Source organism: Photobacterium phosphoreum, assembly GCF_002954725.1.
Taxonomy (GTDB): Bacteria; Pseudomonadota; Gammaproteobacteria; order Enterobacterales; family Vibrionaceae; genus Photobacterium; species Photobacterium phosphoreum.
The window spans coordinates 2,046,455-2,067,490 of record NZ_MSCQ01000001.1 but is presented as its reverse complement, the minus strand read 5'-3'; the positions used below and the strand labels follow the sequence as shown (position 1 = coordinate 2,067,490).

Genomic DNA, 21,036 nt, shown 5'->3' with positions numbered 1-21,036 from the left:
ATTTTGCTTCCAACAGCCACTGCTCTTAGTGAGCCGCTTCGTTGGGAACGGGGCGCATTATGCTCATACCAGCCAAAACCGTCAATAGTTTTTTTTGAAAAATGGTGAAAATTCGTTTGTTAGGCGGTTATTTGGGCGAACTGGGCGAATCACAAACTGATATCTGATTTGTCAGCTATCAATAATTAAAACTGTGACTTAGCGCGATTTTATTTTTCTGATGAAGCAAATAAAAAATAAGCCAGCACGAGGCTGGCTTATTCATTTATTCATAGTTATACCAATGATAACTGAATAGGAAAAATTATACGTTGAAGCGGAAGTGGACAACATCGCCATCTTTAACGATGTAATCTTTACCTTCTAGACGCCATTTACCTGCATCTTTAGCGCCTGACTCGCCACCGAATTCGATGTAATCGTTGTAACCGATAACTTCTGCGCGAATAAAGCCTTTTTCAAAGTCAGTGTGGATAACACCCGCAGCTTTTGGTGCAGTTGCGCCAACAGGGATAGTCCATGCACGTACTTCTTTCACACCAGCGGTGAAATAAGTTTGTAACGCCAGTAATTCGTAACCTGAACGGATCACACGATTAAGACCTGGTTCTTCAATGCCCATATCAGCAAGGAATTCTTCACGATCTTCATCATCAAGTTCAGCAATCTCTGACTCCATTGAGGCACAAATTGGCACAACAATGGCATTTTCTGTCGCTGCACGCTCAATCACTTTGTCTAGGAATGGATTGTTTTCAAAACCATCTTCACTAACGTTAGCAATGTACATGGTTGGCTTTAGCGTTAGGAAGTGCAGGTAATCAACCGCTGCTTTTTCTTCTTTGCTTAGGTCCATTGAACGTAGCATGCTGCCGTCAGTTAACACTGGCAGCATTTTTTCTAGTACTTTGATTTCGAACTTAGCATCGTTATCGCCGCCTTTAGCACGCTTAGCTAAGCGGAAAATTGCACGCTCACAGGTATCAAGGTCAGCCATTGCTAATTCAAGGTTGATGATGTCGATATCTTCAAGAGGGTCAATACGGCCAGCAACGTGAACGATGTTGTCATTTTCAAAACAACGAACAACGTGACCAATAGCATCAGTCTCACGGATGTTAGCGAGGAACTTGTTACCAAGACCTTCACCTTTAGATGCGCCAGCAACAAGACCTGCGATGTCTACAAATTCCATTGTGGTTGGCAGAATACGCTCTGGTTTAACGAATACTGCTAATGCTTCCATACGTGGATCAGGTACAGGAACAACACCTGTATTTGGCTCGATAGTACAGAATGGGAAGTTAGCTGCTTCGATGCCTGCTTTTGTTAAGGCATTGAACAGTGTTGACTTACCAACGTTTGGTAGACCTACGATACCGCATTTAAAACCCATGGCTTGTAACCCTTTTGGTGATTATTCTGTAACAACTCAATTATAGTGCTCAACACTGAGCCCATAACGACGAAGTAGTGTACTGTTGCCAGTACGCTACTCTGCCTTGAATGAATGAAGACGATTTTGTGCCTTACTTAGGCCGTCTTTTAGAAGCACATCAATGCAGCGAACTGATTCATCAATTGCTGCATCAATAAGTTCTTGATCTTTGACCTGTGCTTTTCCTAGCACATAGTCAGCGACTTTATTTTTATCGCCAGGATGACCAATAGCAATCCTTAAACGATAGAAATCTTTGTTGTTGCCCATTTTGCTAATGATATCGCGGAGACCATTATGACCACCGTGACCACCGCCTTTTTTAAACTTGGCAACACCAGGAGGTAAGTCGAGTTCATCATGCGCGACTAAAATTTCTTCCGGTTTAATTTGGAAAAAATTAGCCAACGCTGCAACTGACTTACCTGATAAATTCATGAATGTGGTTGGGATCAACAAGCGGAGATCTTGACCATTGGTTGTGATTCTGCCTGTTAGACCAAAATATTTTGGATCCATACGCAGGGTAACGTTATGGACTCGAGCTAGTTCTTCAACGACCCATGCACCAGCATTATGACGGGTTTTTGCATACTCTTGGCCAGGGTTTGCCAGGCCGACAAGTAACCGAATATTATTACTCACGCTTGTCTCTCTTGTCATATAGCAGTAGTGATAGCGTTTAATGATCACCACGATGATGGTAAAACCGAGCAATAGTCGGGTTCAAAACGCGCGCTATATTATATCAAATCAAGAGAAATTGATACGACTCTGCTGTGATCACTCTTTGTGGCCGTTAGCCGAAAACAAAACGCCCCGCAAAAGCGAGGCGTTGATATTTATTTAGCTGAGAATTTAGCTGAGAAAAAACTCATGCTAATAGCACGTGATTAGTGCTCAAACATTGCAGAAATTGACTCTTCGTTGCTGATACGACGAATCGCTTCAGCTAGCATGCCTGACAAAGTCAGTACAGATACTTTACCCGTCGCTGCAATTTCTTTTGTTAGTGGGATTGAGTCAGTCACAATGATTTCATCAATCACAGATTCAGTGATGTTTTGCAGCGCGCTACCAGAGAATACTGGGTGAGTTGCATAAGCAAATACACGCTTTGCGCCACGTTCTTTTAGTGCTTCAGCTGCTTTACATAGTGTGCCGCCAGTATCGATCATGTCATCAACGATAATACAATCGCGACCTTCAACATCACCAATTAGGTGCATAACTTGAGAAACGTTAGCACGTGGACGACGCTTATCAATGATAGCAATATCGGTATCATCTAAAAGCTTAGCAATTGCACGCGCACGTACAACACCGCCGATATCAGGAGAAACAACCACAGGATCTTGTAGGTTTCTCGCTAACATATCTTCTAGCAGCACTGGGCTACCAAATACGTTATCGACAGGAACGTCGAAGAAACCTTGGATTTGTTCAGCGTGTAGATCAACCGTTAATACACGGTCAACACCTACATTAGAAAGGAAGTCAGCAACAACTTTGGCAGTAATTGGCACACGAGCAGAACGTACACGACGATCTTGACGCGCATAACCGAAGTATGGAATCACAGCAGTAATACGACCTGCAGAAGCACGACGTAATGCATCGATCATAACAACCAGTTCCATTAGGTTGTCGTTAGTGGGTGCACAAGTTGATTGAATAATGAATACGTCGCTACCACGAACATTTTCATTAATTTGCACACATACTTCACCATCGGAGAAACGGTCAACCGTTGCGTCTCCTAATGAAATATAAAGACGATCAGCGATGCGTTGGGCTAGTTCTGGTGTAGCGTTACCAGCAAACAGCTTCATATCAGGCACGGTGTAAACCTCAGGTTGCGTCCAAGTTGTAATTACTGACAATCCATAGAATATGTGGCTAGCGTTGTCATCAAAGGAGATACGTTAACACCTTCTGCGACAAATCCCTGGAGCCAGTCAGGCAAATTATTCAAAATATCATTAGCATCTTGCTCAGTGTTACATTCTGCAAACACACAAGCGCCAGTACCAGTTAATCTTGACGGGGCATATTCTAACAGCCATGAAAGCGCCTGATCAACCTCGGGGTTAAGACTTCTTACAATTTTTTCGCAATCGTTTTCGTAAACACTGCTTAACAGGGCACTTAAACTACGTTTTTGGGTGTTACGTGGTAATTGTGGATGGTTGAAAATTTCAGCAGTTGCAACGCTTATGTCGGGTTTTGCAACCAGATACCATTTTTCTTGTGGCAAGGCCGGTTGTAATTTTTCACCAATACCTTCCGCAAAAGCACTATGACCACGAACAAAAACAGGTACATCAGCACCCAGTGTTAATCCGATAGCAGCAAGTTCATCAACCGATAATTGTGTTTGCCACAAAAAATTCAGAGCAACTAAGGTGGTAGCGGCATTTGATGATCCGCCACCTAAGCCGCCACCCATTGGTAGAATTTTATCAATATGAATTTCTGCCCCGAAATTAACCTGTGCCGCTTCTCGAAGGGCGACCGCGGCGCGATAAATTAAATTATCTTCAGTTGCGACACCTTTAATGGCGGGGGTTAGGGTGATATGACTGTCTTGACGGGCGGTAATGGTTAACGTATCGCCATAATCAATAAACTGAAATAACGTTTGTAAGTCGTGATAACCATTATCGCGTTGACCTGTGATGTAGAGAAAAAGATTGAGTTTCGCAGGCGCAGGCCACTGAGTGGTCATATCAAATTTAGTTAAGTGGTTCATTAAAATGACTCATTATTGCTAAGGTTAAAATATCGTTATTCTTTATTATTGTGCTATTTCCCAGTTTGATACTTTAATTTTGATGGTCAAATCACCTTGTTTCAAAGTCATTAGTATCGGTAGTGATGGTACTTTAGTGTTGTCGTAACTACTGTAATGCATCTCCCAAGTGTGACCATCAATTTTTTTGGTCAAGAAAGCGACTTGGTTATTTTTGTTGAGCAAGTAGTGATCAGCCCCTGTTGGTAAACCTATTAACCAATCTCGCATTTGTTCCAGTGGTAAGTTAATTCCTGTCAGTTGCTGGACTAATTGTGCCGCATCGCTGCCATGGTAGGTTTTGCCGTCGGGATCGGTGAGTGTCACGTTATGAGGGCGAGCATCTAGCTTGAGAATTGTTTTATACATTTTGGTTAAAATAAGTTGATAATCATCAGGCTTATTTTGCCAATTAAAGGTTAACGTTACTCGTTGCTGTGGACTGATATAACCAAAGACCCCTTGAGCGTGGTAATCGGTGAGTTGTTGGAGTTGTGCTTGATGCAGTGTCCAATCGGCTTTATGGGTGATTGTGGGTTGTTGAGCACAGCCAGAAAGGAGTGATAACGATAAAGCGAAAAAAGGGAATAACCATTTTTTTTTGGATGCGATCACTGTTTTATTTAGAGTAGGCATCACTGGCGTTGAGGTGAAGTTTTTAACAATAGCGCGCAATATCATCATAGGGGATCTCTATCAGAATGAGCGAAAACAATAGCGATAATTTAATCGAAAGCCAAATTATAACCGTTAATGAGACGAATAAGGTGGCTAAACAATGATAAAAATGGTGTCATTATTGATTGATTACGTCTGTTGCCTTTTATTACGCCATGGCATCAAGTAAAATCTCACCTTAGATTTTTTCATTGCCGAAGTAGGTATACTGTTTCCATGACCTTGCTTGCATTAGGAATCAACCACAAAACCGCTTCTGTTGATTTGCGTGAGAAGGTAGCTTTTTCCCCTGAAAAACTGTCTTTGGCACTGCAGGAGCTTAAAAACCATCCTGAGGTATCGAGTGCGATTATTGTATCTACATGCAATCGTACCGAAGTTTACTGTGAATTATTGCAGTCAGGACCGGGTGTGATTATTGACTGGTTGACCAAATTTCATCAGATCACAGCCGAAGAATTAATGCCAAGCTTGTACTTTCATGAACAACAAGCTGCTGCACGTCATTTAATGCGTGTAGCGTGTGGGTTAGATTCATTAGTATTGGGTGAGCCGCAAATCCTAGGACAGGTGAAGCAATCTTATTCGGAATCAAAAAACAATGGAACTGTGGTTGGTACCTTAGAAAAATTGTTTCAAAAGACATTTACCGTCGCCAAGCGGGTTCGTACTGAAACCGATATTGGTGGTAATGCAGTTTCTGTCGCGTATGCAGCGTGTTCGTTAGCAAGACAAATTTTTGAAGCTTTATCGGGTGTGACGATGTTGCTCATTGGGGCAGGAGAGACCATTGAGTTGGTTGCTCGTCATGCAGCTGAACAAGGCTGTAACCGTTTAATAGTTGCCAATAGAACCCGTGAACGTGCGCTTAATCTTGCACGAGAGTTTGGTGCCGAAGTGATTGGTTTAGAAGATATTCCAGATCATCTTCATTGTGCCGATATCGTGATTAGTTCTACCGCGAGCCCACTGCCTATTGTAGGTAAGGGCATGGTAGAAGCTGCGTTAAAACAACGCCGAAATCAGCCGATGCTATTTGTTGATATTGCTGTACCGCGTGATATTGAATCGCAGGTTGGTGATCTTAATGACGTGTATTTATATTCTGTTGATGATCTATATTCGATCGTCGAGAAAAATCGTGAGCAACGTAAAGTGGCTGCGATTCAAGCTGAGGCGATCATCGCCGAAGAAAGTATTGCCTTTATGCAGTGGTTACGCTCACTAGAAGCGGTCGATAGTATCCGTGACTATCGTCAGTATGCCGAAGCAATAAAACATGAGCTGTTACAACGCAGCTTACAAGCAATCGCCAATGGCACTGATCCTGAACGCGCCTTGGTAGAATTGAGTAATAAACTAACCAATAAGCTAATCCATGCTCCGACAAAAGCCATGCAACAGGTTGCCAAAGATGGTGAATCTGACAAATTGGTCGTGATCCGTGAAGCACTCGGGCTGGATTCCTATAACGATTAGCAGTTGATGGCTCAGGCCTTCACTCAGCACCCTAATTAGAAGATTATGAAGCAATCAATTTTAGTTAAATTAGAAACTCTGGTTGAACGTTACGAAGAAGTTCAACACTTACTGGGTGATCCCAGTGTTCTTAGTGATCAAAACCGATTCCGTGCACTTTCAAAAGAATATTCTCAGCTTGAAGAAGTGACCAAGTGTTTCCAAGCGTACCAACAAGCGAAAGAAAATCTTGAAGCTGCTGAAGAAATGGCACAAGAAGATGATGCTGAAATGCGCGAAATGGCGCAAGAAGAAATCAAAGATGCTAAGGCAGAAATTGAACGTTTAGCTGATGAGTTACAATTATTATTGATTCCAAAAGATCCTAATGATGATCGTAATTGCTTCGTTGAAATTCGTGCAGGTGCTGGTGGTGATGAAGCCGGTATTTTTGCAGGTGATCTATTCCGTATGTATAGCCGTTATGCTGAGCGTCGCGGCTGGCGTATCGAGATCATCAGTGAAAACCGTTCAGAGCAAGGCGGTTACAAAGAGATGATCGCGAAAGTAAACGGCGATGGCGCTTATGGCGTATTAAAGTTTGAGTCAGGCGGTCACCGTGTACAACGTGTACCTGCTACTGAATCTCAAGGTCGTGTACATACATCTGCTTGTACTATCGCTATTTTACCTGAAATCCCAGAAGCGGAAATTCCTGAAATTAATGCGGGCGATTTAAGAATTGATACTTTCCGTTCATCAGGCGCGGGTGGTCAGCACGTTAACACCACTGATTCTGCAATTCGTATTACTCACTTACCAACTGGTATTGTTGTTGAGTGTCAAGATGAGCGTTCACAACACAAAAACAAAGCGAAAGCGATGTCAGTGCTAGCGGCGCGTATTATTAAAGCGGAAGAAGCACGTCGTCATGAAGCAGAAGCAAGTACGCGTCGTGACTTACTAGGTTCGGGTGATCGTTCAGATCGTATCCGTACTTATAACTACCCACAAGGTCGTGTTTCTGATCACCGTATAACGCTAACACTTTATCGTTTGAATGAAGTGATGGAAGGTGACTTAGACGCATTGATCCAACCTGTATTTGTAGAATACCAAGCAGATCAATTAGCTGCGATGGCTGAGCAAAACTAATGCCAGATAGCATTGAATGTTTATTAAAACAGACCAGTGCCCAACTCGACGCTGCGGGCTCTAATAGCCCGCAGTTAGACAGTGCTGTGTTGTTATGTCATGTATTAGATAAACCGCGTAGTTATTTATTAACATGGCCTGAAAAGCAACTTGATGAAGCGCAACTTGCGACGTTTTCAACGTTATTAGCGCGTCGAATTGCTGGCGAGCCAATTGCTTATATTGTTGGTGAGCGTGAGTTTTGGTCATTACCGTTAAAAGTATCACCTTCAACATTAATTCCCCGTCCTGATACCGAAAGGTTGGTTGAGTTAGCGCTTGAAAAAATTCCAGCACAGGCTTGTCAGGTACTTGATTTAGGTACGGGTACAGGCGCAATAGCATTAGCGATTGCATCTGAACGTGCTGATGTTGCGGTGACTGGGATTGATTTACGCCTGGAAGCTGTGGCGTTAGCGACTGAAAATAGCCACAGATTAAGCATTACCAATAGCCGTTTTTTAGCGGGTAGCTGGTATAGCCCCCTTGAACAACAGCCGCAATTTGCCGTTATTGTCAGTAATCCACCTTATATTGACGAAGCGGATCCACATTTAATTGAAGGCGATGTTCGCTTTGAACCTAAAAGTGCGTTAGTTGCCAGTGATAACGGACTCGCTGATATTCGTATTATTAGTCAAGATGGACGCCAATATTTATTACCTGGTGGCTGGTTGCTGATGGAACATGGGTTTGAACAAGGTATTGCTGTTCGGACTATTCTTGAGCAATTGGGTTATGCGCAGGTATCAACAAGTCAGGATTATGCTGGGCTCGATCGAGTAACGATGGGTTGCTGGCTAGGAGATCATTAGTAATGATGTACATGGCAATGAAACACATTCACCTTACTGCAATTGCGTTAAGCGTTTTACTGTTTGTCGCTCGCTATATCATGGTGATGGCAAACTCATCAATGATACATAAAAAATTCTTTAAAATAACACCACATGTCATTGATACAATTATGCTTGCTTCAGGTGTTGCACTAATTTTCATTACTGGTTTTATGCCGTTTACTGCGGGTAATGGCTGGCTAACTGAAAAATTAACCTGTGTTCTCGCCTATATTGCATTAGGTTATTTCACACTCCACCACGGTAAGAATAAAGTATTTAAGACGTTTGCCTTCTTAGGGGCGATTGGGTGGCTAGTATTAGCGGCACAATTAGCGATCACTAAAACACCTATATTAGGCTAACGTAGGTAATATCATGATGCCATTTAATGAACAAGATCTTAATCAGATGCCGTTGGTTGATGGCGCGATTGCTTTCATGGCTGAAGTCGATACTGATTTTCCAGCGACGTGGGTGCAGTTACGCTTAACTCAACTTGCACAAGAAGCGGAACAAACGTTAATGGAGGAGGTCAATCCTCGTCTTCGTTTAGACGGTTTGTTACGACTTTTTTATCGTGAGTGGGGTTTTCAAGGCGATCAACAGCAGTATTTTTCATCAGATAATGCTTTTTTAGATAAAGTATTAGAGCGCCGTAAAGGGATCCCTGTCAGCTTAGGGGCTATTTTTCTTTATTTAGCCAAGCATCTTGAGTTACCGGTTGAAAATGTTGGCTTCCCAACCCAATTCTTATTAAAAGTGGTGTGGCCTCAAGATGAGACTCAATACATTAATCCTTTTGATGGCGAGTTTGTCAGTACCCATGTGTTGCGGAGTTGGTTGATTGGTCATCGTGGTCCGTTTGCTGAATTTAAATCTGAATACCTTAATACTCAGAAAAATAACGTTATTTTATCACGCTGGTTAACGGTAATGAAAAGTGCGTTATTGCGAGAAGAACACTTTACTGACGCGTTGCGTTGCAGTGATTTAGCATTAGCATTAAGTCCTGGCGATCCCCATGAAATTCGAGATCGTGGCTATATTTACCAGCAACTCGATTGCCTCCACGCTGCTGCGGTTGATTATTCTTATTTTATTGAACAATGCCCAGAAGATCCTGCTGCAGATTTGCTTAAACTTCAAGTAGACGCTCTGTATGAAGAGCCTCTTACTTTGCACTAGATGAGAAGATAAATATGATGCAACAAAAAATTGTTCGTGTTGGTGATATCGACGTTGCTAACGACAAGCCATTTGTCCTGTTTGGTGGCATGAATGTGCTAGAGTCTCGTGACCTAGCAATGAAAATGTGTGAGCATTACGTAGAAGTTACCACTAAATTGGGTATCCCTTTCGTATTTAAAGCGTCTTTTGATAAAGCTAACCGCTCATCTGTACATTCGTACCGTGGTCCTGGCTTAGAAGAAGGTTTAAAAATCTTCCAAGAACTAAAAGACACATTTGGCGTGAAAATCATTACTGATATTCATGAAAAAGAACAAGCTCAAGTTGTTGCAGATGTGGTTGATGTGATTCAATTACCGGCTTTCCTTGCTCGTCAAACTGATCTTGTTGAGGCCATGGCTAAAACAGGCGCGGTGATCAATGTTAAAAAACCCCAGTTCATGAGTCCTGGTCAAGTGGGTAACATTGTTGAGAAGTTTGCTGAATGTGATAACCATAATGTGATTCTATGTGAGCGTGGAGTATTACACGGTTACGATAATCTAGTGGTTGATATGCTAGGTTTTGATGTCATGAAAAAAGCCTCAAACGGCACTCCTATCATTTTTGATGTGACGCATGCGCTTCAATGTCGTGATCCACTTGGTGCGGCATCTGGTGGTCGTCGTGAGCAGACGATTGATCTAGCACGCTCTGGTATTGCGACCGGTATTGCTGGTTTGTTTATGGAAGCGCACCCAACGCCAGATCTTGCGCGTTGTGATGGCCCATCGGCTTTCCCTCTTGATAAGCTAGAACCATTTTTAGCACAAATTAAACAATTAGATGATTTAATAAAAAGCTTTGCACCGATTGAAATCAATTAATTAATCATTGTTGTTTATCTATTTAGCCCTATGGATTTTATTCATAGGGTTTTTTTGTACAAAAAATACTCGATATATAAAAAATCGTTTAAGTGTTTAATTTGGTGTTTTATTCTTAATAATAACCATAAAACTGGCATTAAAATCTGTGTTATGTGGTTTTTTTAGCGCTTGTGCTTTATTGAGGATGGTTATTTTAGGGTGATCTGTGTCACTTTTTTTTTGAGTATTGGCGCTTGGCGTCTCATACTGGCTATCAAGTTTTATTAGTCGTAGTGAGTTACCGTGTCAATATCGCAAGATCTTTCCGCATCTGAAGCAAAAACCATCTCCTCAGGTTGGACTAAGCATGACACCAGTTGGATGTTGAGCTTGTTTGGTACATCCGTTGGTGCCGGAATTTTATTTTTACCGATTAATATTGGTTCAGGTGGTTTCTGGTCATTAGTGATCATGGCATTACTTGCAGGACCGATGACATTTTGGGCGCATCGCGGACTGGCACGGTTTGTTTTATCCTCTACCCAAAAAGATGCTGATTTTACTGATGTGGTTGAAGAGCACTTTGGTCGGCGTTATGGGCGTTTAATTTCCTTACTCTACTTTTTATCTATTTTCCCTATTTTGCTGATTTACGGTGTCGGCTTAACCAATACTGTTGATAGTTTTATGGTTCACCAACTTGGAATGGCACCACCGTCACGGGTTCTGCTATCAGGTTGTTTAGTGTTTGGCATGATAGCGATTATGTTAGCGGGTGAAAAAACCATGCTGCGGGTATTTGAAATAATCGTGTACCCACTAACGTTTATTTTGGCGGGTATTTCAATTTATCTGATCCCAAGCTGGCATATGCCTAATTTTAGCCTTAATCAAAGTATTGGCGATTTAAGCGCATCGTTATGGCTGGCGATTCCAGTGGTGGTGTTTGCATTTAGCTATACGCCAGTGGTGTCAGGGTTTGTTAATGCACAACGTCGTCAATATGGTGAGCATGCTCATACTAAATCAGAAACGATTTTAAAACGTACTTCGGTGATGTTGATTGCGTTTGTATTGTTTTTTGTTTTTTCATGTGTATTGAGTTTAACTCCGGAACAGTTACAACAAGCTAAAATGGATAACGTGTCAGTGTTATCTTATTTAGCCAATGTTGAAGACAGCCCTTTTATTATGATACTTGGGCCTTTGATTGCCTTTATTGCTATTACCTCGTCGTTCTTAGGTCACTTTATGGGGGCGCGAGAAAGTTTTAATGGCATAGTCGCAAAGCAAACATCGTTACCGTTAAAGACTATTGATAAGATTGGCATTGTACTGATGTTTATCAGCATTTGGTTTGCAGCCGTAATGAACCCAAGCATTCTTGGTATGATGGAAGCGCTATCAGGGCCGGTGATTGCGATGATTTTATTTTTGATGCCAATGCTGGCGGTGTATCACATTGAAAGTTTGAAAATCTACCGCGGTAAAATAAGTACTTACTTTATTTTACTTATGGGGTGTTTAGCCGTCGGCGCGATTGTGTTCAATATGGTTAAATAAAACATAATAAATACATAAAATTAAGGCTTGTTACTCTGTCTCTAGTTTCAACTAGCAGCAGTGTAGACAAGCCTTTTTTTTGGTTGTTAACGGTATAGCAAATAACTACAGTTTAAATCGATTAATTTCTTGTTGTAATTCATGCGATAACGTTGATAACTCTGCGGCTTGTTTTGCTGCTTCATTGGCTTCTATTGCTAACTCATTTGATACATCACGAATTCCCTCGGTATTACGGGTGATTTCTGATGTTACTGATGATTGTTCTTCTGCCGCTGAGGCGATTTGGGTTGCCATGTCACTGATGTTATTCACTGCGGTGGTGATTTGCGCCAAACTCGCTGAAGCTGAATTCGCATCATCAACACTGGTTTCGGCTAAATGGCGACTGTCTTCCATTATTCCTACCGCTTGCCCCGTTGTTTGCTGCAAGGTTTCAATCATTTGCTGAATTTCTTGGGTTGAAGCATGGGTACGTTGGCTTAATACGCGAACTTCATCGGCAACCACTGCAAATCCACGTCCTTGTTCACCAGCACGCGCGGCTTCAATCGCGGCATTAAGTGCGAGTAAATTGGTTTGCTCAGCAATACCTTGAATCGTTGACAGGATTGTATTGATACTCTGGGCATGGCTGTTTAATGCACTAATAACCCCCGTTGCGGTTTCTACTTCTTGGGCAAGGCTTGAGATAGATTGTTGGCTTTGGTTAACTTGGGTGCTGCCATGGCCTGAAGCGATAACTGTTTCTTCTGAGGTGCGAGCGGTATTTTCTGCATTAGAGGCTATCTCATGAGTAGCCGCTGCCATTTCATTAATGGCGGTTGCTACCATATTAATTTCATCTTGTTGAAATTGAATACGGGTGCTGCGCTCTTCTGCTTGAGAGGCGGTGATATGCGATTGTTGGCTCAAGGTGCTAGAGACATGACTTAAACGGGTAAGCATGCTGTGTAAATTACTGACAAATAAATTGAAGTTATGTGCAAGTTGACCCACTTCATCATTGCTATGTGGTTCAAGACGGCGGGTTAAATCACCTTCACCGTTCGCAATTTCAGCTAAAGCGGCTGAAACACGGTTAAGATCACGGAAGAGGAAATTGACCAGTATGGTGAGAGTGGCAATGATTAATAAAGTAATCACGATAGCGGTAATAACTAATTGTTGGAGTGCAGTATGGTAACTCGCTTCTTCTGTTTCGAGATCCATTTCTAACGCTAATACCCATTCAGTATTAGGAATGTTTGCAAAATAAATAATTTTTTGGTGGCCATTAATCGTTAAATTTTTTGTCTTATTGGTCGTAATGTGCTGCTCAATATTTCCCATCGTGAGCTGGTTACTGTATTGCGCTAATGGCTTGAGTAATAGTTGCTTATTGGGATGAGCTAAAAAGCTGTTATCTTGTTTGTTAATCAGCATTGCAATGGCATTTTGACCGACATTTAAGCTGATGACATCATTAATCAGCTGGTCTATCAACACATCGGCACCCACAATACCCACCATTTGACCATTATTAAGTAATGGCTGAGCAATCGTGACTAACAATGCATTAGTGATTGCATCTTGATAGGCAGTGGTAATAATTTGTTTGCCTGCGGTTTGGGCATCACGATACCAAGGGCGTGTACGAGGATCATAGTCTGCGCGATTACGATCAGGGTGTGAACGGTACATCGCACCATCAATGGTGCCGAAATAGATATCATCAAAACCACCACTTTTGCGTGCTTGTTCTAAAAACATCACATTATTAGGTTGGCTATAATAATTATCGAATGAATGAGTGATCGCGCGGCGAATATTCATCCAGTCTGCGATACCCTCTGTGGCTGTTGAAGCGACACTGTGAGCTCGTTCACTGATATTTGCCTGCGTTTCGTTATTAAGTTGTTTAGCAGCTAGCCATGTTAATGCTGTTGCCATTATAACTACTGCCGATACGCTAGCCATGATCAGTTTTTGTTTGAGTGAAAACTGCATAGGTCCATCTCATGAGTCAAAATATGCCCTATGAGAGCAAATTATAACTGCTATTACAATTGATTCATTGATGATTGAATACTTTATTTTTAAGTGATTAAGATCTTGATATTTTATGACTTTTTATTGGCGATTAGTATTTTTTATGTGTCAATATATTGACGATAAAGCATGATTTGGTGATCATAAATAGGCATTAAGCAATGTGCATATGGATGTTTAGACGTCTAGATGTTGACACTAGTGACACATCCCATTAACCTAGGGGAAATTCTAAAATAGATATTCATTATCAGCATGTCAAACTCAACCAACACATCATCAATTACACCTTCAGCATTGGCATTGCTGCCATTGGGGGTCTTTCTCGCCTTATTTATTGGTGTCGGTAGTTACCTGACTTACCAAGGGGTCGATTTCGCGTTTTATCAATTACCATCACCGGTAGCAGCATTACCTGCTGTTATTTTGGCAATTATTCTCAGTAAAGAAAAATTAAATAAAGCCATAGAGCAGTTTATCCGTGGTGTTGGCCATAGCGATATTATTGCTATGTGCATGATCTATCTGCTTGCTGGTGCATTTGCGGCAGTTGCTAAAGCATCGGGTGGGGTTGATGCCACTGTTAATCTCGGTATGGCAATATTGCCTGCAAGTATGATTTTGCCGGGTATTTTTGTTATTTCAGCGTTTATTGCTACTTCCATGGGTACTTCTATGGGGACTATTGCTGCTGTTGCACCTGTTGCACTTGGCATTGCTCATGCCGCAGGGATGGATGTTGCACTAACAGCGGGTGTGGTACTCAGTGGTGCAATGTTTGGTGATAACTTATCTATTATTTCTGATACGACGATTGCAGCAACGCGTTCTCAGGGGTGTCAGATGAAAGATAAATTTCGTGAAAATATTAAAATTGCCTTACCTGCAGCGATAGTGACGATGGTGTTGTTTGCTTTTAGTAGTTCGGTGACGACCTTACCTGCTGCGAACCCTATCGAATGGCTTAAAGTTCTACCTTATATCACCATTTTAATTCTTGCCGTTTCTGGGGTGAACGTCTTTGTTGTGCTGAGTTTGGGCATTGTCCTTGCTGGCGGTGTTGGCTTATTTTCGATTGATAGCTATAGCTTAACCACGTTTGGTAAAGATATTTATAGTGGTTTTGGCAATATGCAGGAAATTTTCTTACTTTCAATGCTGATTGGTGGGGTGAGTGAATTAATGCGCCAACAAGGTGGATTAGCATTTTTAACGCAATTAATCAGCCGTGTGATAGGCAAGTTTAGTTCTAAGCACAACGCATTAGCAAATTCGCGCGCAAGTGAGTTGGGTATTGCGAGTTTGGTAAGTTTAACTAACTGCTGTACTGCGAATAATACTGTTGCGATTATTGTCTCTGGTGGTGTGGCACGTGAGTTAGCACAAGAGAATGGTGTTACTGCTCGTCGTTCAGCCAGTTTATTGGATATTTTCTCGTGTGTGGTACAAGGTATATTACCTTATGGTGCTCAAGCATTGCTATTAGGCTCAGTCTTTAAACTGTCGCCATTAGAGATAGTGTCCCATTCTTATTATTGTTTCTTTTTAGCTATTTCTGCGGTGCTAGCGATATTTATTCGTCGTTCAGCGACTAAATTTGAGAAAGTATTTTAAACCATTAATGCTTATTTTTAGGGTTTGAATTTACTCAACGTTTTTTCAAAAAGCTCGGCAGTGTCCGAGCTTTTTTTATGGATTGTGATCCAGTATCCGTTTTTAATGTTGTAAAAGTGATCTTGGTTGCAAAATAGTGACGCTATAACCGTGCTTATTTTCGATTCACTTACACTGAGCGCGATTATTTTTAAGTTGTTATTTATTGGTGCTATTTAATTAAATAACCGCAATATTTTGCATCAATTTTACTCGATTCAAGCCATGTGAAAATGGTGGGTATCGTCTATTAAAATCGTTAAGGTGGATTACATGAAGCAACGTTTATTTGCTAAGACAGCATTAACTGCTGCTCTTTTGGCTGTACTTTCTGGCTGTGCAACACCGACAGATGATACCTCTGCTAAGTGGGATGCGGATAAAACCTACCGTATTACTATTTTACATACCAATGATAACCATGGTCGTTTCTGGCAAAACCAAAATGGTGAGTACGGTATGGCTGCTCGCAAAACTTTGCTAGATACCATTCGTGCAGAAGTGAAAGCGGAAGGTGGTACAACATTATTGCTTTCAGGTGGTGATGTGAATACCGGTGTGCCTGAGTCTGATTTACAAGATGCTGAGCCAGATTTTAAGGGCATGAATTTATTAGGTTACGATGCAATGGCATTAGGTAACCATGAATTTGATAATCCAATTGAGGTATTACGTAAGCAGCAGCAATGGGCGACGTTCCCAATGCTATCGGCCAATATTTACGATAAAAATACCGGTAAGCGTTTATTTCAGCCGTATCAAATTTTTGAGCAGCAAGGCATTAAAATTGCGGTTATTGGCTTAACCACCGAAGATACAGCCAAAATTGGTAACCCCGAATATATTGGTGCGATTGAGTTCCGTGATCCAAAATCGGAAGCTAAAAAAGTGATTGCTGAACTTGAGAAAAATGAAAAACCTGATGTGATTATTGCCGCAACCCATATGGGGCACTATGAAGATGGTCAACGTGGTATTAATGCGCCTGGTGATGTGGCATTAGCGCGTTATATGCAGCCGGGTGATTTAGATATGATCGTCGGTGGTCACTCGCAAGAACCTGTTTGTATGGAAGCGCCAAATAAAGCCAATAGCAACTTTAAGCCTGGTGATAAATGTATTCCTGACCAACAAAACGGCACTTGGATTGTACAAGCTCATGAATGGGGTAAGTATGTTGGTCGTGCTGATTTTGAATTTCAAAATGGTGAGTTAAATCTGGTTAGTTATGATCTTATTCCCGTTAATTTAAAGAAAAAAATCAAATTAGATGACGGCAGTGAGCAGCGGGTGTTTATCCAGAATGAGATCCAGCCAAACGCTGAAGTATTATCATTTTTAACCCCATACCAAGAGCAAGGCCAAGAGAAATTAACCGTTAAAATTGCACAATCTAACGGTAAGTTAGAAGGCGATCGTAATATTGTACGTTTTAAGCAAACCAATTTAGGTCGTTTAATTGCAGCATCACATATGGAACGTGCTAAAGCTGATTTTGCAGTGATGAACTCAGGTGGTGTGCGTGATTCGATTAATGGTGGTGATATTACCTATAAAGATGTGCTGATCGTGCAGCCATTTGGCAATATCGTGACTTATATTGATATGTCAGGTAAAGAGATCCTTGATTACCTCAATGTGGTAGCCACTAAACCCGCAGATTCTGGTTCTTATGCACAGTTTTATGGTGTCACGATGATGGTTGCTAATGGTCAAGTGAGTGATGTTAAGATTGGTGGTAAGCCAGTAATGATGGATAAAACCTATCGCTTTACTGTACCAAGCTTTAATGCAGCTGGTGGCGATGGCTATCCTAAAGTCAATAAACACCCAGGTTACGTTAATACTGGGTTTGTTGATGCTGAAGTGTTAAAAGAGTTTTTACAAAATAACAGCCCAATTGACGTTAATAAATATGCCCCTAAGGGTGAGATTATTTATAAATAAGTGATTATTATTGCTGAAATATATTTCATACGGCGCTGAATTTTCAGCGTCGTTTTTTTTATACTTTTTTAAAAATATTTCTCGGTATATAGTTCTGGTTTGGTAAACAGATGTTGTTAGCTTCTTTGATGAATATGATTCGAGATACAAAGGGGAGCTAATTACAACTGTTTGATTAATCAATGTTGTAAGAGAAAATGTTATGACACCTGCAATTAAATTAGCAAAAAAAAATAAAATCGAATTTCAAGTTCACCAATATGAACACGATCCTGCTAATAATAATTTTGGTCATGAAGCGGCTGAAATTTTAGGCTTAGATCCTCATCGTGTATTTAAAACATTATTATTTGCACTTAATGGCGATCCTAAAAACTTGGCGGTTGCGGTGGTTCCTGTCGCTGGAATGTTAGATCTAAAAGCTGCCGCTAAAGCTGCTGGTGGTAAAAAAGCTGAGATGGCAGATCCTAAATTAGCCGAGAAAGTGACGGGCTATATAGTGGGTGGTATTAGTCCTTTGGGGCAGAAAAAACGCTTACCTACTTTCGTTGATAGTAGTGCTGAGCAGTTTGAGACTATTTGTGTCAGCGCTGGACGTCGTGGCTTGGAAATAGAATTAGCGGCACAAGATTTAGTGTCGTTAACGGGTGGTCATTTTGCAACTATCGCAAAACAAGATTAACCAATAACAACGCATTGGGGTAATAACGAATCCCGATATATTCATTGATAAAAGGAGATTAGCAATGACTATTACTATTTGGCTTTCTTTATTACTCATTTGTCTATTAGGTGCGATGTCACCGGGACCCAGTTTAGCGGTAGTGGCCAAACATAGCCTATCCGGTGGGCGTTGGCATGGCATTGTTTGTGCTTGGGCTCATGCTTGTGGTGTGGGATGTTACGCATTACTTACCTTACTTGGGTTAGCGGTCGTTCTGCATCAATCACCTCTATTATTTACCAGTGTCAGTTATGTTGGTGCGGGGTATTTAGCGTACCTAGGTATTAATGCTTTACGTTCTAAAGGCGGTGTTGCTGCAAAATTAGCCCAAGGACAATCAAGTTCATTATTAGAAGCGGCGCGTGATGGGGTGATGATTTCGTTATTTAACCCTAAATTGGCATTGTTTTTTTTAGCCTTGTTCAGTCAATTTGTCGCGGTAGGTAATGAAGCATCATCGAAGGTGATCATTGTTGCGACACCATTATTGGTTGATGGGTTATGGTATACGTTAATTGCGGGTATTTTATCTTATCCTAAGGTACTTACCGTATTAAGAACCAAAGCACAATTGATTGATCGGTTATCGGGGATTGTGTTATTGGGATTAGCGTGTCGAGTGGTGTGGCTTGCTTAATTATCAAATATGTCATCAAAAATAGCCGAACTGAGTTCGGCTATTTTATGTTAGTTATTATTGGATAGGGCTCTTTTTTTACGTAACCAAATCGGAACAAAAGTATTTAAGATCGTTGCCAATATTATTAATCCGATACCGACCATTTTATTCCATGGCATTGGGTGATTAAAAAACATAAATTGCCAAATTGCAGAGAAAATCAAATTAGTAAAAATAATCGGTGCTAATTGAGATCCTGACTCCGCAAGTTGATAAGCTTTAGCGCGAAACACTTGCGTATTGACCGTACATACTGCCATAAAGAGTAATAGCAATAATAAGGGGTGCTGCCAGCCCGTTAACGTGTGCCATTCAACTGCGGTTGTTATCGGTAAAAACATTAATAATGGTACTAAAAATAGTGAAGCAATTATAAAGCTCCATGCACTGACACCGAGTGGGGTTAGATTACTTTTGCTAGAACGATACATTGCCACTTGTGAGCCAGCATTAAAAATACCGCCCGCTAATCCTAGTAATAAGCTGCCGCCAAATTTCATTTGTTCAAGATTACCTGCAATAAAGAGTAAGCCGGTAAAGGTGATACCTAAATTAATAATAATGAGGCGTTTTATCGGTGTTTTAAAAAAGATACGTTCTAAAATAGGAACAAATAAAGGACTCGTACCAAATAAAACAACCGCTTCAACTAAACTAAGGTGCTTAATCGAGGCTAAGAAACATAACTGACAAGCGGTAATACAAAAGCCACGAACGAGTAAGCCACTCCATGCTTGTTTATTGGGTTGTGACCATTGAGTGATCATCATTAACCAAAACGCAAGAATTGCAGGGAACAGTAAGCGGAAAAAGCATAGCCATGCAGGGTCAAAGCTGTGTGTTAGCCATTTAGCTAATAATCCTGTTACTGATAAGCTAAATGTAGACACTAGCATTAGCAGCATTGGGCGTATTTCTGAATTCATGAATAATCTCCTAGGGCGGCGACTTTACTGAAATTGTATGATAAATAAATTCAAAACAATTTAACCCTAGGATATATTTATCTTACCATTTGGTTAATTGTACTATTTCAGACCAAATAATAATTATTCACCATACTTATCATATGTTTGTAACGCATCCGTTCGGTATATACCTTTAGGCGTCTCGATGATTTATATGGCGGTCACGAGTTTGTTGTTTCTTTTCAGCACTTTTCTTGATCATAACGTAAAGCGCACCTGTTCCACCATGTTGTCGTTGTGCTGAATGGAAGCAAAGTACATCTGAAATTTGCTCAAGCCAAGTGGTAATAAAACTTTTCATTAATGCCTGAGGGTTACCTCGTTCTCCTTTACCATGAACAATCATAACGGTACGAATATCTAAACGTTGAGATTGTTTTAAAAAAGCCAGCACTTCATCACGAGCTTGAGATAAGGTTTTTTTGTGGAGATCTAAGCGGGCATGAATATCATATTTTCCTTGGCGCATTTTTTTAAATACGGCCTGCTGAACACCATCACGTTTAAATTCAATCATGTCGTCAGGTTTGACCATCTTGGCGGTATCAAGTGATAAGTAATCAATATTATTATTGGCTAGGGTTTGCGCTGCCAGTCGTCGAGCAAGTTGAGCTTCTGAGACTTGGTATTTTTGTTGGATTAAAATAGTATCTTGTTTGATTGGCGCGACATCGGCCATCATCTCTTTAAAGAGATCAAATTCACGATCAGACATAAAAGACTCACTATAATTAAGCAATAATTTTAGTATACCCACGCTTAATCGAAACAAAAGCACGAACTATTATTTAATATTGTCTAATCTGCTATCATGTTTTTTATCATTAATTTTTTATGGTCGTTATATAAAATCAGATAACGATGATATTTTAATCGACATGCGCTACTGATAACCTATAAATAAGGTTGTTTAATCAACATCTATTTTAGTTACAAAAAAAATACCGTATAGGGGTTGCTAAAATAAAAATGGCGAGTATTATAGCGACCTCAACAGCGCATAGCGTGTTGAAATGTCGGTGAATAGCGCAGTTAGA

At 40.9% G+C, this 21,036-nt stretch carries 19 protein-coding genes; 11 read left to right on the top strand and 8 right to left on the bottom strand.

What is annotated here, in order from left to right; translation table 11 throughout:
- Nucleotides 1–304: 304 nt before the first annotated feature.
- The 5 genes from ychF to lolB all read right to left on the bottom strand — a co-directional run bounded on the left by ychF (nt 305) and on the right by lolB (nt 4,913).
- A complete protein-coding gene (gene ychF, locus BTO21_RS08950; RefSeq protein ID WP_045032229.1) occupies nt 305–1,396 on the bottom strand; it encodes a redox-regulated ATPase YchF in 1,092 nt (363 codons plus the stop codon).
- Nucleotides 1,397–1,492: 96 nt separating this feature from the next.
- On the bottom strand, nt 1,493–2,083 hold the full coding sequence (gene pth / locus BTO21_RS08945; protein WP_045032230.1) for an aminoacyl-tRNA hydrolase: 591 nt from the start codon (nt 2,081–2,083) through the stop codon (nt 1,493–1,495).
- Nucleotides 2,084–2,331: 248 nt separating this feature from the next.
- Nucleotides 2,332–3,279 (bottom strand): ribose-phosphate pyrophosphokinase, encoded by a 948-nt coding sequence (locus BTO21_RS08940; protein WP_045032233.1) that lies wholly within the window; start codon nt 3,277–3,279, stop codon nt 2,332–2,334.
- Between the two features lie 32 nt (nt 3,280–3,311).
- Nucleotides 3,312–4,190, bottom strand: coding sequence for a 4-(cytidine 5'-diphospho)-2-C-methyl-D-erythritol kinase (ispE, locus tag BTO21_RS08935; RefSeq protein ID WP_045032234.1), 879 nt, complete (start codon nt 4,188–4,190; stop codon nt 3,312–3,314).
- A gap of 45 nt (nt 4,191–4,235) precedes the next feature.
- Nucleotides 4,236–4,913, bottom strand: a complete 678-nt coding sequence (gene lolB, locus BTO21_RS08930) for a lipoprotein insertase outer membrane protein LolB (protein ID WP_232573250.1) — start codon at nt 4,911–4,913, stop codon at nt 4,236–4,238.
- 210 nt (nt 4,914–5,123) lie between these two features.
- On the opposite strand from lolB, the gene hemA reads away from it, so the two are divergent.
- The 7 genes from hemA (at nt 5,124) to BTO21_RS08895 (ending at nt 11,997) form a co-directional block, all read left to right on the top strand.
- Nucleotides 5,124–6,386 (top strand): glutamyl-tRNA reductase, encoded by a 1,263-nt coding sequence (hemA, locus tag BTO21_RS08925; protein ID WP_045032236.1) that lies wholly within the window; start codon nt 5,124–5,126, stop codon nt 6,384–6,386.
- A gap of 45 nt (nt 6,387–6,431) precedes the next feature.
- Nucleotides 6,432–7,520: a peptide chain release factor 1 gene (gene prfA, locus BTO21_RS08920; protein WP_045032238.1), complete on the top strand. Its 1,089-nt coding sequence runs from the start codon at nt 6,432–6,434 to the stop codon at nt 7,518–7,520.
- On the top strand, nt 7,520–8,374 hold the full coding sequence (prmC, locus tag BTO21_RS08915; RefSeq protein ID WP_045032240.1) for a peptide chain release factor N(5)-glutamine methyltransferase: 855 nt from the start codon (nt 7,520–7,522) through the stop codon (nt 8,372–8,374). The genes prfA and prmC overlap by 1 nt, the downstream gene beginning before the upstream one ends.
- A gap of 5 nt (nt 8,375–8,379) precedes the next feature.
- Nucleotides 8,380–8,760 carry a SirB2 family protein gene (locus BTO21_RS08910; RefSeq protein WP_045032259.1) on the top strand — a complete coding sequence of 127 codons (381 nt, stop codon included), beginning with the start codon at nt 8,380–8,382 and terminating at the stop codon, nt 8,758–8,760.
- Between the two features lie 13 nt (nt 8,761–8,773).
- Nucleotides 8,774–9,583, top strand: coding sequence for a SirB1 family protein (locus BTO21_RS08905; RefSeq protein ID WP_065193007.1), 810 nt, complete (start codon nt 8,774–8,776; stop codon nt 9,581–9,583).
- Between the two features lie 14 nt (nt 9,584–9,597).
- The gene (kdsA, locus tag BTO21_RS08900) at nt 9,598–10,452 is read left to right on the top strand and encodes a 3-deoxy-8-phosphooctulonate synthase (protein ID WP_045032242.1); all 855 of its coding nucleotides are present in this window, start codon (nt 9,598–9,600) and stop codon (nt 10,450–10,452) included.
- Nucleotides 10,453–10,737: 285 nt separating this feature from the next.
- Entirely contained in the window at nt 10,738–11,997 is a 1,260-nt protein-coding gene (locus BTO21_RS08895) for an SLC5/6 family protein (protein ID WP_045032244.1), read from the top strand.
- A gap of 105 nt (nt 11,998–12,102) precedes the next feature.
- Here BTO21_RS08895 and BTO21_RS08890 read toward each other — a convergent pair whose 3' ends face one another.
- Nucleotides 12,103–13,986, bottom strand: coding sequence for a methyl-accepting chemotaxis protein (locus BTO21_RS08890; protein ID WP_045032247.1), 1,884 nt, complete (start codon nt 13,984–13,986; stop codon nt 12,103–12,105).
- Nucleotides 13,987–14,283: 297 nt separating this feature from the next.
- On the opposite strand from BTO21_RS08890, the gene BTO21_RS08885 reads away from it, so the two are divergent.
- From BTO21_RS08885 to BTO21_RS08870, 4 genes are all read left to right on the top strand, one after another.
- Nucleotides 14,284–15,642, top strand: coding sequence for a Na+/H+ antiporter NhaC family protein (locus BTO21_RS08885; RefSeq protein ID WP_105026776.1), 1,359 nt, complete (start codon nt 14,284–14,286; stop codon nt 15,640–15,642).
- A 312-nt stretch (nt 15,643–15,954) separates the two neighbouring features.
- Entirely contained in the window at nt 15,955–17,628 is a 1,674-nt protein-coding gene (gene ushA / locus BTO21_RS08880; protein WP_045032249.1) for a bifunctional UDP-sugar hydrolase/5'-nucleotidase UshA, read from the top strand.
- A gap of 202 nt (nt 17,629–17,830) precedes the next feature.
- Nucleotides 17,831–18,310, top strand: a complete 480-nt coding sequence (gene ybaK / locus BTO21_RS08875; protein WP_045032251.1) for a Cys-tRNA(Pro) deacylase — start codon at nt 17,831–17,833, stop codon at nt 18,308–18,310.
- Between the two features lie 64 nt (nt 18,311–18,374).
- A complete protein-coding gene (locus BTO21_RS08870; RefSeq protein WP_045032253.1) occupies nt 18,375–18,989 on the top strand; it encodes a LysE family translocator in 615 nt (204 codons plus the stop codon).
- Nucleotides 18,990–19,039: 50 nt separating this feature from the next.
- On the opposite strand, the gene BTO21_RS08865 is transcribed toward BTO21_RS08870, so the two are convergent.
- Both BTO21_RS08865 and smrA read right to left on the bottom strand, forming a co-directional pair.
- Nucleotides 19,040–19,957, bottom strand: a complete 918-nt coding sequence (locus BTO21_RS08865; protein WP_045032255.1) for a DMT family transporter — start codon at nt 19,955–19,957, stop codon at nt 19,040–19,042.
- 175 nt (nt 19,958–20,132) lie between these two features.
- Entirely contained in the window at nt 20,133–20,714 is a 582-nt protein-coding gene (gene smrA / locus BTO21_RS08860) for a DNA endonuclease SmrA (RefSeq protein ID WP_082056912.1), read from the bottom strand.
- Nucleotides 20,715–21,036: the final 322 nt, after the last annotated feature.